Annotated in this window: 12 protein-coding genes and 3 pseudogenes; 12 read left to right on the top strand and 3 right to left on the bottom strand. The window is 63.1% G+C overall.

All coding sequences use genetic code 11. From position 1 onward, the window contains the following. Nucleotides 1–29: 29 nt before the first annotated feature. From hisC to ACRHIG_RS27060, 12 genes and pseudogenes are all read left to right on the top strand, one after another. Nucleotides 30–1136: a histidinol-phosphate transaminase gene (gene hisC / locus ACRHIG_RS27115; protein ID WP_489628515.1), complete on the top strand. Its 1107-nt coding sequence runs from the start codon at nucleotides 30–32 to the stop codon at nucleotides 1134–1136. A 4-nt stretch (nucleotides 1137–1140) separates the two neighbouring features. Then, nucleotides 1141–2049 (top strand): prephenate dehydrogenase, encoded by a 909-nt coding sequence (locus ACRHIG_RS27110; RefSeq protein WP_489628514.1) that lies wholly within the window; start codon nucleotides 1141–1143, stop codon nucleotides 2047–2049. An 18-nt stretch (nucleotides 2050–2067) separates the two neighbouring features. Further along, nucleotides 2068–3423 (top strand): 3-phosphoshikimate 1-carboxyvinyltransferase, encoded by a 1356-nt coding sequence (gene aroA, locus ACRHIG_RS27105; RefSeq protein WP_034751802.1) that lies wholly within the window; start codon nucleotides 2068–2070, stop codon nucleotides 3421–3423. A 15-nt stretch (nucleotides 3424–3438) separates the two neighbouring features. Then, nucleotides 3439–4107, top strand: a complete 669-nt coding sequence (gene cmk / locus ACRHIG_RS27100; protein WP_475415707.1) for a (d)CMP kinase — start codon at nucleotides 3439–3441, stop codon at nucleotides 4105–4107. A 118-nt stretch (nucleotides 4108–4225) separates the two neighbouring features. Beyond that, a complete protein-coding gene (rpsA, locus tag ACRHIG_RS27095) occupies nucleotides 4226–5938 on the top strand; it encodes a 30S ribosomal protein S1 (protein ID WP_071650172.1) in 1713 nt (570 codons plus the stop codon). A gap of 20 nt (nucleotides 5939–5958) precedes the next feature. Continuing rightward, nucleotides 5959–6264 (top strand): integration host factor subunit beta, encoded by a 306-nt coding sequence (locus ACRHIG_RS27090; protein ID WP_008446215.1) that lies wholly within the window; start codon nucleotides 5959–5961, stop codon nucleotides 6262–6264. A 238-nt stretch (nucleotides 6265–6502) separates the two neighbouring features. Next, a pseudogene (locus ACRHIG_RS27085) lies at nucleotides 6503–6804 on the top strand (LapA family protein). A 46-nt stretch (nucleotides 6805–6850) separates the two neighbouring features. Then, nucleotides 6851–8025 (top strand): annotated as a pseudogene (lapB, locus tag ACRHIG_RS27080) (lipopolysaccharide assembly protein LapB). A 79-nt stretch (nucleotides 8026–8104) separates the two neighbouring features. Next, the gene (locus ACRHIG_RS27075) at nucleotides 8105–9472 is read left to right on the top strand and encodes a UDP-glucose dehydrogenase family protein (protein WP_475415706.1); all 1368 of its coding nucleotides are present in this window, start codon (nucleotides 8105–8107) and stop codon (nucleotides 9470–9472) included. Continuing rightward, a pseudogene (gene rfaE1, locus ACRHIG_RS27070) lies at nucleotides 9469–10421 on the top strand (D-glycero-beta-D-manno-heptose-7-phosphate kinase). Before ACRHIG_RS27075 ends, rfaE1 begins: the two are co-directional and overlap by 4 nt. Nucleotides 10422–10586: 165 nt before the next feature. Then, nucleotides 10587–11153 (top strand): ComEA family DNA-binding protein, encoded by a 567-nt coding sequence (locus tag ACRHIG_RS27065; protein WP_489628513.1) that lies wholly within the window; start codon nucleotides 10587–10589, stop codon nucleotides 11151–11153. Further along, nucleotides 11150–11284, top strand: coding sequence for a hypothetical protein (locus ACRHIG_RS27060; protein WP_489628512.1), 135 nt, complete (start codon nucleotides 11150–11152; stop codon nucleotides 11282–11284). Before ACRHIG_RS27065 ends, ACRHIG_RS27060 begins: the two co-directional genes overlap by 4 nt. A gap of 84 nt (nucleotides 11285–11368) precedes the next feature. On the opposite strand, the gene ACRHIG_RS27055 is transcribed toward ACRHIG_RS27060, so the two are convergent. From ACRHIG_RS27055 to ACRHIG_RS27045, 3 genes are all read right to left on the bottom strand, one after another. Beyond that, nucleotides 11369–12202, bottom strand: coding sequence for a sterol desaturase family protein (locus ACRHIG_RS27055; protein ID WP_475415703.1), 834 nt, complete (start codon nucleotides 12200–12202; stop codon nucleotides 11369–11371). Between the two features lie 35 nt (nucleotides 12203–12237). Continuing rightward, nucleotides 12238–12993 (bottom strand): PEP-CTERM sorting domain-containing protein, encoded by a 756-nt coding sequence (locus ACRHIG_RS27050; protein WP_475415702.1) that lies wholly within the window; start codon nucleotides 12991–12993, stop codon nucleotides 12238–12240. 239 nt (nucleotides 12994–13232) lie between these two features. Continuing rightward, complete coding sequence (locus ACRHIG_RS27045; protein WP_489628511.1) at nucleotides 13233–14798, bottom strand: phospholipase D family protein; 1566 nt, start codon at nucleotides 14796–14798, stop codon at nucleotides 13233–13235. Nucleotides 14799–14980: the final 182 nt, after the last annotated feature.

The following is a 14980-nucleotide window of genomic DNA, read 5'->3' as shown; positions in this document are numbered from 1 at the left end:
TAATCATTCACCAACTTTTAAAGAGCACCATGTCTAAAAATATCGGTCCAGAATACGTCCGCGTCATCGCCCCTTACCAGAGCGGCAAACCGATCGCGGAAGTCGCGCGCGAATTCGGCCTCGACGAGGCAGCCATCGTCAAGCTGGCGTCGAATGAAAATCCGTACGGCATGCCGGAATCGGCAAAGCAGGCGATGATCGCCGCCATCGATGACCTGGGCCGCTACCCGGACGCCAACGGCTTCGACTTGAAAGCCGTGCTGTCGAAGCGCTACGACGTGCCGGCCGACTGGATCACCCTGGGCAATGGCAGCAACGACATCCTGGAAATCGCCGCGCACGCGTTTGTCGAGCACGGCCAGTCCGTCGTGTACTCGCAATACTCGTTCGCCGTGTACGCGCTGGCCACGCAAGGCCTGGGCGCGCGCCACATCGTCGTGCCGGCGCAAGCCTACGGCCATGACCTCGACGCCATGGCGGCGGCGATCGCCGACGACACGCGTCTGGTCTTCATCGCCAATCCGAACAACCCGACCGGCACCTTCCTGACGGCCGCGCAGCTGGAAGCCTTCCTCAAGAAAGTGCCGGCGCACGTCGTCGTCGTGCTCGACGAGGCGTACAACGAATTCCTCTCGGCCGACGAGCAGTACGAGTCGACGGCGTGGGTGCGCCAGTATCCGAATCTGGTGGTCTCGCGCACCTTGTCGAAGGCGTATGGCCTGGCCGGCCTGCGCATCGGCTTTGCCATCGCCCAACCGGTGCTGACGGACCTGATGAACCGCATCCGCCAGCCGTTCAACGTCAACTCGCTGGCGCAGGCGGCCGCGATTGCCGCCCTGAACGACAAGGCCTTCCTCGAACAAAGCGCGCGCAACAACGCGGCCGGCTACCAGCAGTTTACGGAAGCGTTTGCGCAACTGGGCCTGGAATACGTGCCGTCGCACGGCAATTTCGTGCTGGTCAAAGTGGGAGACGATGATGCGGCAGGCGCGCGCGTCAACCTGGCGCTGCTCAAGCAGGGCGTGATCGTGCGCCCCGTCGGCAGCTACGGCTTGCCGCAATGGCTGCGCATTTCCATCGGCCTGCCGCAGGAAAACGCCATCTTCATCGCCGCGCTGACGAAAGCGCTGGCCTGACCGTATGACGACGCCTGCACTGAACAAGGTCGTTATCTTTGGCGTGGGCCTGATCGGCGGCTCGTTCGCGCGCGCCCTGAAGCACGCGGGCGCTGTCGGCACGGTGGTCGGCATGGGCCGCTCGCCGGCCTCGATGGCGCGCGCGCTGGAACTGCGCATCATCGATGAAATCGGCGGCGACATGGCGCAAGCCATGGCGGGCGCCGACCTGGTGCTGGTCGCCGCGCCCGTGGCGCAGACGGGCGCCATCCTGGCGTCCATCGCGCCGCATTTGCAGCCCGGTACCATCGTCACCGACGCGGGCAGCACGAAAAGCGACGTGGTGGCGGCCGCGCGCGCAGCGCTCGGTGGCAAGGTGGCGCAATTCGTGCCCGGGCACCCGATCGCGGGACGCGAGACGAATGGCCCCGATGCGGCCATCGTCGATCTGTATCGAGGCAAGAAAGTGGTGCTCACGCCGCTGGCGGAAAATAGCGCCGCCGATGTGGAACGGGTGGCGGCCGCGTGGCGCGCCTGCGGCGCCATCCTGCACACCTTGAGCCCCGAAGAACACGACAAGGTGTTTGCCGCCGTCAGCCATCTGCCGCATTTGCTGGCTTTTGCGCTGGTCGACGACATCGCCAACAAACCGCACGCGGGCCTGCTGTTCCAATACGCGGCCAGCGGCTTTCGCGACTTTACGCGCATCGCCGGCTCATCGCCGGAAATGTGGCGCGACATCAGCCTGGCCAACCAGCCGGCGCTGCTGCATGAACTGGACGCCTACCTGGCGCAGTTGACGACCTTGCGCGCCCACCTGGCCGCGAACGACGGCGCCGCCATCGAGGGCGTGTACGCGAACGCCCAGCACGCGCGGCAGCAATGGATCGAGGCGATCGAAACGGCGGAAATGCCGGCCGCGCCCACACGATAAATACTCAAGGATTCCAGCATGACCCAGACCAAGCACTACCCCCACCATATCGATCTGAAGCCGGTGATGCACGCCGAAGGCACGGTGCGCTTGCCCGGTTCGAAAAGCATTTCCAACCGCGTGCTGCTGCTGGCCGCGCTGGCCAAGGGCACGACGAAGATCATCGACCTGCTCGCCTCCGACGACACCTTCGTCATGCTGACGGCATTGACGTCGCTGGGCGTCAAATGGACGCAGGATGAATTGACGGGCGACCCGGCCACGGCGCACCAGGTGCACCACGTGGAAGGCTGCGGCGGCGTGTTCCCGCACCACGAGGCGGACCTGTTCATGGGCAATGCCGGCACGGCGATCCGCCCGCTGACGGCTGCGCTGGCCGTGATCGGCGGCGACTACACCCTGCACGGCGTGTCGCGCATGCACGAGCGCCCCATCGGCGACCTGGTCGACGCGCTGAACGCCGTCGGCACGCAGATCGAGTACACGGGCGAGCAGGGCTTCCCGCCGCTGCGCATCCGCCGCGGCCACATCCACGCGCAGCGCATCGCCGTGCGCGGCAACGTGTCGAGCCAGTTCCTGACGGCCCTGCTGATGGTGGCGCCGCTGATGGCGCGCGACCATGCGGTCACCATCGATGTCACGGGCGAGCTGATTTCGAAGCCGTATATCGAGATCACCCTGAACCTGATGCGCCGCTTCGGCGTGACCGTCGAGCATGACGGCTGGCAGTCGTTCACCGTGCAGCCGGGCCAGCAGTACCAAAGCCCGGGCACGATCCACGTCGAGGGCGACGCCTCGTCGGCCTCGTATTTCCTGGCGGCCGGCGCCATCGGCGGCGGTCCCGTGCGGGTGGAAGGCGTGGGGCGCGACAGCATCCAGGGCGACGTGCGTTTCGTCGAAGCCTTGCAGCAGATGGGCGCGACCATCACCATGGGCGAGAACTGGATCGAGGCCCGCTCGAACGGCGTGCTGAAGGCCGTCGACATGGACTTCAACCATATCCCCGACGCGGCCATGACGATCGCCGTGGCCGCCCTGTACGCGGACGGCACCAGCACCTTGCGCAACATCGCCAGCTGGCGGGTGAAGGAAACGGACCGCCTGGCTGCCATGGCGACGGAATTGCGCAAGCTGGGCGCCGAAGTGGAAGAGGGCGCCGACTACCTGCGCGTGACGCCGCCGGCCGAGATCCAGGCGGCGACCATCGACACGTATGACGACCACCGCATGGCCATGTGCTTTTCGCTCGCCTCGCTGGACGGCGCCGCCCGCCGCGGCAACGAGATGCGCATCAACGACCCGAAATGCGTGGCCAAGACCTTCCCCGAGTATTTCGCCGCCTTCGCGGGGATTGCCAAAGATACATTAATTTAATTGATAAATAATACAATGCCGAACTCCACCATCCCAGTCATCGCCATCGACGGCCCCACCGCTTCCGGCAAGGGCACGGTGGCGCACCGCGTGGCCGACAAGCTGGGTTTTCATTACCTGGACTCGGGCGCGCTGTACCGGCTGACGGCCTTGAGCGCGCTGCGCCGCGGCACGGACTTGCGCGACGAGCACGCGCTGGCCAAGCTGGCTGAACACTTGCCTTGCCACTTTGCCAATGGCGAGATCCTGCTGGCACAGGAAAACGTCACCGAGCACATCCGTGCCGAGGAAGTCGGCAACACGGCGTCGAAAATTGCCGTGTTGCCAACGGTACGCCAGGCCCTGGTCAGCTTGCAGCTGGGTTTTCGCAAGACGCCGGGCCTGGTGGCCGACGGGCGCGACATGGGCACGGTGATCTTCCCGCATGCCCAATTGAAGGTGTTCCTCACGGCCAGTGTCGAGGCGCGCGCGCAACGGCGCTACAAGCAATTGATAGACAAGGGTTTTTCTGCTAATATGGAAGACCTTCTGATGGATTTGCAGGCGCGGGACGAACGTGATACTCACCGTGCGATTGCGCCGCTGGTCCCCGCGGAAGGGGCGCATGTCCTCGATACGTCGGAAATGACGGCAGATGATGCCGTTGAAGCCGTGTTGAAATGGTATGCAGCTGCAGCAAAATAGCGTGTTGTTGTGCTATGTGGTGCCCGTTGACGGCTCCTGGCCTGTCCGGGTGTGTCAAAAACCTAACCCAGTTTAAGTCGCATCGTGCGATCTCTGCTGGATAACCTGTGTGAACCCTATGTCTACTGTTACAACTAACGAATCTACCGGTATGGAAAGTTTTGCTGCGCTCTTCGAGGAATCGTTGTCGCGTCAAGATATGCGCTCCGGCGAAGTTATTTCCGCTGAAGTCGTGCGCCTCGACCACAATTTCGTGATCGTGAACGCTGGCCTCAAATCCGAAGCATTCATCCCTGTCGAAGAATTCAAGAACGACCACGGCGAACTGGAAGTCAAAGTTGGTGACTTCGTTTCCGTGGCGATCGAATCGCTGGAAAACGGTTTCGGCGATACCATCCTGTCGCGCGATAAAGCCAAGCGTCTGGCTTCGTGGCTGGCTCTGGAAAAAGCGATGGAATCGGGCGAAATCGTCGTCGGTACCGTCAATGGTAAAGTCAAAGGCGGTCTGACCGTGTTGACCAACGGCATCCGCGCATTCCTGCCGGGCTCGCTGGTTGATACCCGTCCTGTCAAAGACACCACCCCATTCGAAGGCAAGACCCTCGAATTCAAAGTGATCAAGCTGGATCGCAAGCGTAACAACGTGGTTCTGTCCCGCCGCGCCGTCATCGAAGCTTCGATGGGCGAAGAGCGTCAGAAACTGATGGAAACGCTGAAAGAAGGCACGGTCGTGACCGGCGTCGTCAAAAATATCACCGACTACGGCGCGTTCGTGGATCTGGGCGGTATCGATGGCCTGCTGCACATCACCGACCTGGCATGGCGCCGTGTACGTCACCCGTCGGAAGTACTGACGGTTGGCCAGGAAATCACCGCCAAGGTCCTGAAGTACGATCAAGAGAAAAACCGTGTTTCGCTGGGCGTGAAACAACTGGGCGACGATCCTTGGACCGGTCTGTCCCGTCGTTACCCACAAAGCACCCGTCTGTTCGGTAAAGTAACGAACCTGACCGACTACGGCGCGTTCGTTGAAGTGGAACAGGGTATCGAAGGTCTGGTACACGTTTCCGAAATGGACTGGACAAACAAAAACGTTGCTCCTAACAAAGTTGTCCAACTGGGCGACGAAGTAGAAGTGATGGTTCTGGAAATCGACGAAGAGCGTCGTCGTATCTCGCTGGGCATGAAACAGTGCAAAGCCAATCCATGGGACGACTTCGGTGTTACCCATAAGAAAGGTGACAAAGTCCGCGGCGCGATCAAATCGATCACCGACTTCGGCGTGTTCATCGGCCTGGCCGGCAACATCGACGGTCTGGTGCACCTGTCCGACCTGTCCTGGACCGAAACCGGCGAAGAAGCCGTGCGTCGCTTCAAGAAAGGTGACGAACTGGAAGCCATCGTTCTGGCCATCGACGTTGAGCGCGAGCGCGTTTCCCTGGGCGTCAAGCAACTGGAAGGTGACCCATTCAACAACTTCGCAGCCATGAACGACAAAGGCTCGCTGGTAACCGGCACCGTTAAATCGGTTGAGCCTAAAGGCGCCGTGATCCAACTGTCCGAAGAAGTCGAAGGCTACCTGCGCGCTTCCGAAATCTCGCGCGACCGCGTTGAAGATGCTGGTACGCACCTGAAAGTCGGCGACACCGTCGAAGCAATGGTGTTGAACATCGACCGCAAAGCCCGTGGTATCCAACTGTCGATCAAAGCGAAAGACAACGTGGAAACCCAGGAAGCCATGCAGAAGATGGCAGCTACCGACAACAACGCAGCTTCGGGCACCACCAGCCTGGGCGCCTTGTTGAAAGCTAAGTTCGATAACAAGAACTAAGACTTCGCGGATACTGGCAGATGACAAAGTCCGAGCTGATCAACCGCCTCGCTGAGCGTTATTCTCAGCTGGTGGCGAAAGATGCGGAGTATGCCGTCAAGACCATTCTCGATGCGATGACCAACGCCCTGGCGACTGGTCAGCGTATCGAGATCCGCGGTTTTGGCAGTTTTGCCCTGAACAGCAGGCCCCCGCGCATCGGCCGCAACCCGAAGTCCGGCGACAAGGTGATGGTTCCTGAAAAACGGGTACCCCACTTCAAACCGGGCAAACAGTTGCGCGAGCGGGTGGACGCGATGGTCGGGCAACCGATCATCGAGGATTAATCGTCTGCTGGAAGGCGACATAAAGAGCGGCGTCCTTGGATGCCGCTTTTTTGTTAATATGCTGTAGAGCACTGCTCAAACCTACTGCGCGTCGCGCTTTGCGGCCGGCGATGCTCACCGTACTTCAGTACGGTTGCGCTTCTTGGCCACAAATCACTGCCGCTCGCTACGGTTTGATCAGCACTCTACGTTTGTGCCATGTGGCACGGGCATTTTTTTGTTCACTCTGGACCTATCGATGAAAATCATCTCCACCATCGTTGGCTGTGTTCTTTTCGTCCTGTTCTTCAGTTTTGCGCTGAAGAATGCGCAGGTTGTCGACCTGCATGTTTTCCTCAATTATGAAATTCGCGGCCCCCTGGTCCTGATGCTGCTGGGCTTTTTTGTCGCCGGCGCCAGCCTGGGCGTATTGGCCCTGACGCCGACCGTGTTCCGTCACCGCCGCGAAGCGAGCAAGCAAAAACCACCATTGCCGCGCTGCAGACCGTTGGCGTGGCCAGCAATGTCCAGCCGCAACCGGACAGCGTGAGCGCGCAGTAAGCGCCGCCGTCGCTCCTATCTCTCTTACTCGAATAAAAACAATCGCATGGATTTTGAACTCTGGTGGCTCTTGGGTATCCCCGTGTTTTTCGCGCTGGGCTGGATTGCCGCGCGCGTGGACATTCATCAACTGGTGTCCGAATCGCGCAGCCTGCCGCGCAATTACTTCAAGGGCTTGAATTTCCTGCTCAATGAGCAGCACGACAAGGCCATCGACGCCTTCATCGAAGTCGTCAAGCTGGACCCGGAATCGGCCGATATGCACTTTGCGCTGGGCAACCTGTTCCGCCGCCGCGGCGAAACGGAGCGCGCCATCCGCGTGCACCAGAACTTGCTGGCGCGCCCGGACTTGCCGCTGGAACAGCAGGGCCACGCCGCCTACGAGCTGGGCATGGATTACCTGAAGGCGGGCTTGCTGGACCGCGCCGAAGAAACCTTCAACAGCCTGGTCGACACGCAATATGCGGCCCAGGCGCGCCGCGCGCTGCTGGAAATCTACCAGCGCGAAAAGGAATGGCCACGCGCCATCGAAGCGGCCGTGGGCTTGCAGGAATCGGCGCCGGCGCGCGCCAGAAGGAAATCGCCCAGTTCTATTGCGAACTGGCGCATGACGCGCTGGTGCACATGAAGCCGGACGACGCCATGCCGCTGCTGGAAAAAGCCCTGCAGACGGACCGCAAGAGCGTGCGCGCCACCATTCTGACGGGCGACGTGCTGCTGGCGCGCGGCGACGTGGAAGGCGCGCTGACCACCTGGCGCCGCGTGGAGCAGCAAAGCGTGCCGCACGTGGCCCTGGTGGCGCAGCGCCTGATGGATGGCTACACCAAGGTGGGCCGTGCACAGGAAGGCGTCAACCTGCTGCGTTCCTACCTGGAAGAGGCGTCGTCGATCGACCTGATCGAAGTCGTCTTCAAGGCCGTCATCGAACTCGACGGTGTGGAAGCGGCGAAGCAGCTGGTCAGCGCCGAGCTGCGCCGCACGCCGACCCTGCTGGGCCTGGATAAGCTGCTGGAAGCGCGCATGATGGATGCGCCTGCCGCCATCTGGTCGGAACTGTCGATGGTGAAAAACCTCGTGCACGGCTACACGCAGAAGCTGGCCCGCTACCAGTGCAGCCATTGCGGCTTCAAGGCGCGCCAGTTCTACTGGCACTGCCCTGGCTGCAACAAGTGGGAAACCTACCCGCCGCGCCGCACAGAAGAACTTAACGTCATGAACTGATTCGTACACGTCACCTTGCCCTGAGCAATGTGGCGTGTACTTCTATGTAAGACCTGCTTTTTATCCATACGGTACATCCATGAAAATCACTATTATCGGCACCGGCTATGTTGGCCTCGTGACCGGCGCCTGCCTGGCGGAACTGGGCAACGACGTCTTTTGCCTCGACCTGGACGCACAGAAGGTCGCCTTGCTCAACAGTGGCGGCATCCCCATCCATGAACCTGGCCTGGAAGAAGTCGTGGCGCGCAACCGCGCCGCCGGGCGCATGACCTTTTCCACCGACGTCGAGGCCGCCGCCGCGCACGGCGCGATGCAATTCATCGCCGTCGGCACGCCGCCCGATGAAGACGGCTCGGCCGACCTGCAATACGTGCTGGCGGCCGCGCGCGGCATCGGCAAGTACATGACGGACTTCAAGGTCATCGTCGACAAGTCGACCGTGCCCGTCGGCACGGCCGAAAAAGTGCGCGCCGCCATCCAGGGCGAACTCGACGCGCGCGGCGTGGCCGCCACGTTCTCGGTGGCGTCGAACCCGGAATTCCTCAAGGAAGGCGCGGCCGTCGAAGACTTCATGCGTCCGGACCGCATCGTCATCGGCGTCGACGCCACGCCGGACGGCGAGCGCGCGCGCGAATTGCTGAAAAGCCTGTACGCGCCGTTCAACCGCAACCACGAGCGCACCTACTGGATGGATGTGCGCTCGGCCGAATTCACGAAATATGCGGCGAATGCCATGCTGGCCACGCGCATCTCCTTCATGAATGAGCTGGCGAACCTGGCCGACAAGGTGGGCGTCGATATCGAGGCCGTGCGCCACGGCATCGGTTCCGACCCGCGCATCGGCTACAGCTTCCTGTACGCCGGTTGCGGCTATGGCGGTTCCTGCTTCCCGAAAGACGTGCAGGCGCTCGAGCGCACGGCGCGCGGCCACGGCCAGGAATTGCTGATCCTGCGCGCCGTCGAAGCCGTCAACGACCAGCAGAAGCAGGTGCTGGGACGCAAAGTGGTCACTCGCTTCGGCGAAGACTTGACGGGCCGGCATTTCGCCGTGTGGGGCCTGGCCTTCAAGCCGAATACGGACGACATGCGCGAAGCGTCGGCCCGCGTGCTGCTGGCCGACCTGCTGGGACGCGGCGCCAGCGTGGCCGTGTACGACCCCGTCGCCATGGCCGAGGCGCGCCGCGTGCTGCAGCTCGATTTGACGCCGGCGCAATTGGCCAGGGTGCGCTTTGCCGACAGCCCGAAGGATGCGCTGCAGGACGCCGATGCGCTGGTCATCGTGACCGAGTGGAAAGCCTTCCGCAGCCCCGACTTCGAGCAGGTCAAGGCGCGCCTGAAGCAGGCCGTGATCTTTGACGGGCGCAACCTGTTCGAGCCGGCCGTCATGGCCGAGAATGGCATCGAATACCACGGGATCGGTCGCTCGATCCTGACGCGCGCATGAGCGCCCAGGAGGTGGTCGCCTTGACGGCGCCGGCCGCGCTGGCCCAGGTACGCCTGCTGGTGGTGGGCGATGTGATGCTGGACCGCTATTGGTTCGGCGACGTCAGTCGTATTTCGCCGGAAGCGCCCGTGCCCATCGTGCGCATCGAGAAGCGCGAAGAGCGCCTGGGCGGCGCGGCCAACGTGGCGCGCAACGCGGCCGCGCTGGGAGCGAAGACGAGCTTGCTGGGCGTGGTGGGCGACGACGAGGCCGGCAGCCAGGTCGAGCGCCTGCTCGAGGGGGCGGCATCCACAGCTATCTGCAGCGCGATGCGGCCATTTCCACCATCATCAAGCTGCGCGTGATCGGCCGCCAGCAGCAGATGCTGCGCATCGACTTCGAGGATGCGCCCAGCGATACGGTGCTGCGCGACAAGCTCAAGCAATTCAATGCCCTCTTGCCGCACTACGACGTGGTGATCCTGTCGGACTACGCCAAGGGCAGCCTGGTGAACGTGGCCGAGATGATCAAGGCGGCCCGGGCGGCCGGCAAGATCGTCATGGTCGACCCGAAAGGCGATGATTTCAGCCGCTATACGGGAGCGTCAGTGCTTACTCCGAATAAATCGGAACTGCGCCGCGTGATCGGCAACTGGAGCACGGAAGAGCAGCTCACGGAACGCGCGCAGCAGATGCGCGCGCAGCTGGGCCTGGACGCCTTGCTGCTGACCCGTTCCGAAGAAGGCATGAGCTTGTACACGGCCGACGAGGTGCTGCACATGCCCACCGATGCGCGCGAAGTGTTCGACGTCTCGGGCGCCGGCGACACGGTGATCGCCACCATGGCGGCCATGCTGGGCGCCGGCATGGGCCTGGGCGAGGCCGTGCGCACGGCCAACCGGGCCGGCGGCATCGTCGTCGGCAAGCTGGGCACGGCCACCGTCACCCGCGACGAGCTGTTCCCGCAGTAACTATGTTGTATCACCTGCGCCAGGCCGTTTGATCTGGCGCAGGTTTTCCCTCCTTCCGCCGTCCCGTCTTGTCAACCGTATCACGCCACAGCCGTTAAAGCCGTTAAGGCGCTGCTCTTCCCTTGCGTTCGAGTCATCTTGAAACCACACCACGGAGAGATACCCATGTTCAAAAAAATACTGCTGGCCATCGCCACCTTGATTGCGACGATGGGCTTTGCCTTTGCCCAGGTCGATGTCAACAAGGCGGACCAGGCGGCACTCGACAGCGTCAAGGGCATCGGCCCCGTGACGTCGAAAGCCATCATCGACGAGCGCGCCAAGGGCGGCGCCTTCAAGGATTGGGCCGATTTCGAAAGCCGCGTGAAGGGCATCGGCCCGAAAAGTTCCGTGAAGTTGTCGGAAGCGGGCTTGCAAGTGAATGGCCAGGCCAAGTCCGGCGCGCCGGCGGCGCCCGCTCCGGCGGCGAAAGCTGCCCCGGCAAAAAAGGAGGCTGCTGTGAAGGAAGTTGCAGCGAAAGAAGCCGCACCGAAGCCAGCTGCTGCGACCGACACCGCTGCGGCGCCAGCCAAGACAGCCGCTGAAGCGAAAAAGAAGCTGCTGCCGCGAAGAAAGAAGCCAAGGCTGCCGCCGCTGCCGCCGCTGCCGCCGCTGCCGCCAAGAAAGAAGCCGCCGCGGGCAAGGTGGTGCCCGCCGCCGCGCCTGCCGCCGCCGATGGCGCCGCGCCAGTGAAGACGGCCGCCGAAGCGAAGAAGGAAGCTGCCGCTGCCAAGAAAGAAGCGAAGGCTGCTGCCGCTGCCGCGAAGAAAGAAGCGAAACTGGCTGCCGCCGAGGCGAAGAAGGCAGAAGCAGAGAAAAAGTAAGCGTGTTGCTGTAAGGCGTGTTGCGTGGTGGTGCCGCGCAGCACGAAAGAAACCCCCGCGTGGTACCGGCCGCGCGGGGTTTTTTTATTCTGCAGCCTGGACTTCTTGCTTGCCGGTGTGCCGGAATGGCGCAGCCAGTTGCCCCGCCAGCGTCTTTGGCATGGGAGCCTCGATGCCGCAGGCGGCCGGCCAGGCGCGCGGCAGGTGATATGTGCCGAACAGCCGGTCCAGCAGGGGCAGGGTCGAGGCGTAGTTGCGGTTGATGTGCTCGAATTTGCTGTGATGCCAGTGGTGGAAGGCGGGCGTGGCTACCAGCCATTCCAGCGGGCCGAAGCGCCAGCGCAGGTTGGCGTGGATGAAGAAGCCCCAGACGGTACCGATCAGCAACAGCAGCACGGGTGCGGCGCTGCCTGCCGCACCGGGGCTGGCCAGGCCCAGCAGATACAGGGGTGTCAGGCCGAACAGGCGCGTGACGACCATGTCGACGGGATGGGTGCGGGTATTGGCGAGGAAATACAGCTGTTCCGTGCTGTGGTGTACGGCGTGGTAGCGCCACAGCCATGGAATTTCATGGCTGAGCCTATGCCCCCAGTAAGTGCCGACTTCGCCAATCAGCAAGCCCAGCACGAGCTTGCCCCACAGGGGCAGGATAGACAAGGTGGCGGGAATGGCGTCTGGCAGCCAGCGCTGGCCAGCGACGGCGGCCAGGGCCAGCGGCACGGCCAGCAAGGCGGCCGGCAGCAGGCTGCTGATGAAATAAAAACCCAGGTCGCTGAACAGTTCCGTGCGGGAACGCCCCGCACGGGGTTGGCCAAAGAAGCGCTCGAGCGGCACGAAGAGCGCGGCCAGCAGCACCAGCCACAGGCTCAGGCGCAGTACATCGACGACGATGCCAGGCAAGGTGGTCAGCAGGCTCATTTGATTCCGTCAAACAATGGCAAAGTGTCGCTGTCTCAGGCCGCACGGGCCGTCTTGCGGCGGCGCGTCATGAAAGCCAGCAAGCCCAGGCCGCCGATCAGCATGCCCCAGGTCGACGGTTCCGGCACGGCCGAGACCAGCGACACGCCATCGAGCAGCATGAACGGCGGCGCGCCCGTCGGGCTGCCCTTGGCCATGAACGACAGCAATTCGCTGCTGTTCGTGGCCGTGAAGGTCATGCTGGCCTGGTGCCAGCCCGTGAACCCCTGGCTGACATTGGCCAGGGATGCCGTTTGCTGTTTGCTGCTGCCGAGCGCAACGTCCCAGTAATTGATGGGATTATCGCCGCGGAAACCCACTTGCTGGCCAGCGCCGTACGAAAAGCTCAGGACGTAGGCCTGGCCGGCCACCAGGCCGCTCACCTGCTGCGTGACGGGGCCAGGAAAATAATCCCAGTCGGCGGCCAGCACATTGCCGCCCGTGGGGCTGACGCCCAGGCCGTTTTGCGGGCCGCGGCCGCTGTAGGAGTTCGGTCCCCACAGGGCCAGCGCCGTCGCGGCGTTGGTGTCGTCGATGTTGTTGCCGTTCAAGACGAAGTTATAGCCCTTGCTGGACCAGTCGCTCAGGTAGGTGCGGTCGTCGCGGGCGTATGTGCCTTCGTTCAATTGTTTCGAGGTGCCGTTACTGGTCAGTTCAAAATCGCCATTCTTGACCAGGTTGGTCGTGGCGGCCTGGGCGGCAGTGACGCACAGGGCGGCGGCCAGCGCCAGCAGGGTAGATGTTTTACGCATATACAGCTCCAAAAGGGACAGGGTCGTGTTGCAGTCTGTCGGCGAGCTTTTGGCCAACGTTGGATTCAATCGCGGAAGGGGCGAGAAGGGTACTTCAGGGACAGCGGCGGCGTCTCGTTGACGCCATTGATGCGATTATAGCAGCGTTTGGCAAAACGGCATCTAACATGTCTCGAAAACAACAAATATTTTTAAGTGGCAACCTTGTCAGGATTAACGTTTTTATATGCCATGCGCCTCTACAGCTGCGACTCGATCGGCAGCCAGCGCATCACGGATATCAGCAGGCGGCGCCAGAAGCCCGTTTCAGGGTCCTGTGTCCACACTTTGGCGGGCTGCTCGGTGGCGTCGGCCCAGCGCAGGGCGCCGTTGTCGAGGAACAATCGATAGCTGGTGTCGCTCGCCGTCGAGTGCAGGAATAGCGCGCGCATGTCGGCCGCCAGCGCGGCATCGTCGAACAGCACGCCCATTTCCGTGTTCAGCTGGGCCGAGCGGGGATCGAGGTTGAAGGAGCCGACGAAGCCCCGCTGGCCATCGACCACCACGGCCTTGGTATGCAGGCTGGCGCGGCTCGACCCCATCAGGCTGATGCGCTTGCGGTGCTGGGTCTTCAATTCAAACAGGGCGACGCCGCCATCGAGCAGCGCCTGGCGGTAGCGCGCATAGCCCGCATGCACGAGGGCCACGTCGGTGGCGGCCAGCGAGTTGGTCAGCACCTGGACCTGGACGCCGGCCGCGACTTTTTCGCGCAGGCTCTGCGTCAGCGCCGCGCCGGGCACGAAATAGGGCGAGGTCAGCAGCGCTTCTTCGCGCGCGTCCGTCAGCAGGGGCAGCAAGCTGTGCATGAGCCAGTGCTCGCTGCGCTGCAAACTGGCCATGGGCGCGGCTTTTTCCGGCGGGTCCGACAATACCTTCACCTGCGCGCTCCAGTGCAGGCGCAGGCGTCCGTCCAGGTGCGCCTGCAACTGGCCCGCATCGGTCAGCTGGCGCAGATACGGCGAGGCGCCCAGCTCGCCCGTGAGGGCATCGAGGCGGGCGCGCACAGCCTGCAGTTCCGGCGCGCCTGCATCCTTGCCGGCGTGCAAGGCGCCGATGGGGAGGACGGCGCGGCTGTTCCAGAAGCGGTCGAAGATGTCGCTCGTCTGCTGGACGGCGGGGCCCACCAGCAACAGGTCGGCATCCTGGAAATTGACTTGCTCGGCGGCGTCAAAATATTCATCGCCGATATTGCGCCCGCCGACGAGGGCGACCCTGCCGTCGACGATCCAGGCCTTGTTGTGCATGCGCCGGTTCAGGCTGACGGCGCGCAGTGCCATTTCCACGGCGCGCAGCCAGATGCCGTCGCGGTTGCGACTTGGATTGAAGATGCGCACGTCGATCAGCGGATGGCTGTCGAGCGCGAGGATGGCGGCGTCCTGGCCGCGCGCATTGATATCGTCGAGCAACACGCGCACGCGCACGCCGCGGTCGGCCGCGCGCAGCAGTTCGCGCACCAGCAGGCGTCCCGTGACGTCGTTATGCCAGATGTAGTACTGCAGGTCGATGCTGCGGCCCGCTTCGCGCGCGCTCAGTGCGCGCAGGGCGAACGCTTCCAGATTGTCGTCGATCAGGGCCGTGCCGCTCTGGTCCGGGCGTTGCGCCAGCTGCGGCGCCAGCACGCGGTCGAGCAGGGTGGCATCCGTCGCCACGGGCAAGGCCGTGCCCGGCGCGCCCAGCGAGCGTTCGGCGAAGCGCCCGTAGCTGTACAGGGCAGCGATGCTGAGCACGGCAAACAAGGTGGCCAGCAACAGCAATTTGACGAGCATGCGGCGCACCGTCAGCGGAGCGCGCGCAGGCTGCGGCGTGCGGGATGGAGGGCGGTCTGGCGCATGCTGTGTCTTTCGTGAGCGACGGGGAGTGGCCGATTGTAGCAGTTTCTACAATGCACGATTTGCGACCTGGGACATCCTTGCTTGCCGTCAAAAATGCGAGAATGATCACTTGTTAA

The sequence above is a fragment of the Janthinobacterium sp. C22 genome, from assembly GCF_057919405.1.
The sequence above is the reverse complement of the archived record's forward strand: the minus strand, read 5'-3'. Positions and strand labels throughout refer to the sequence as shown.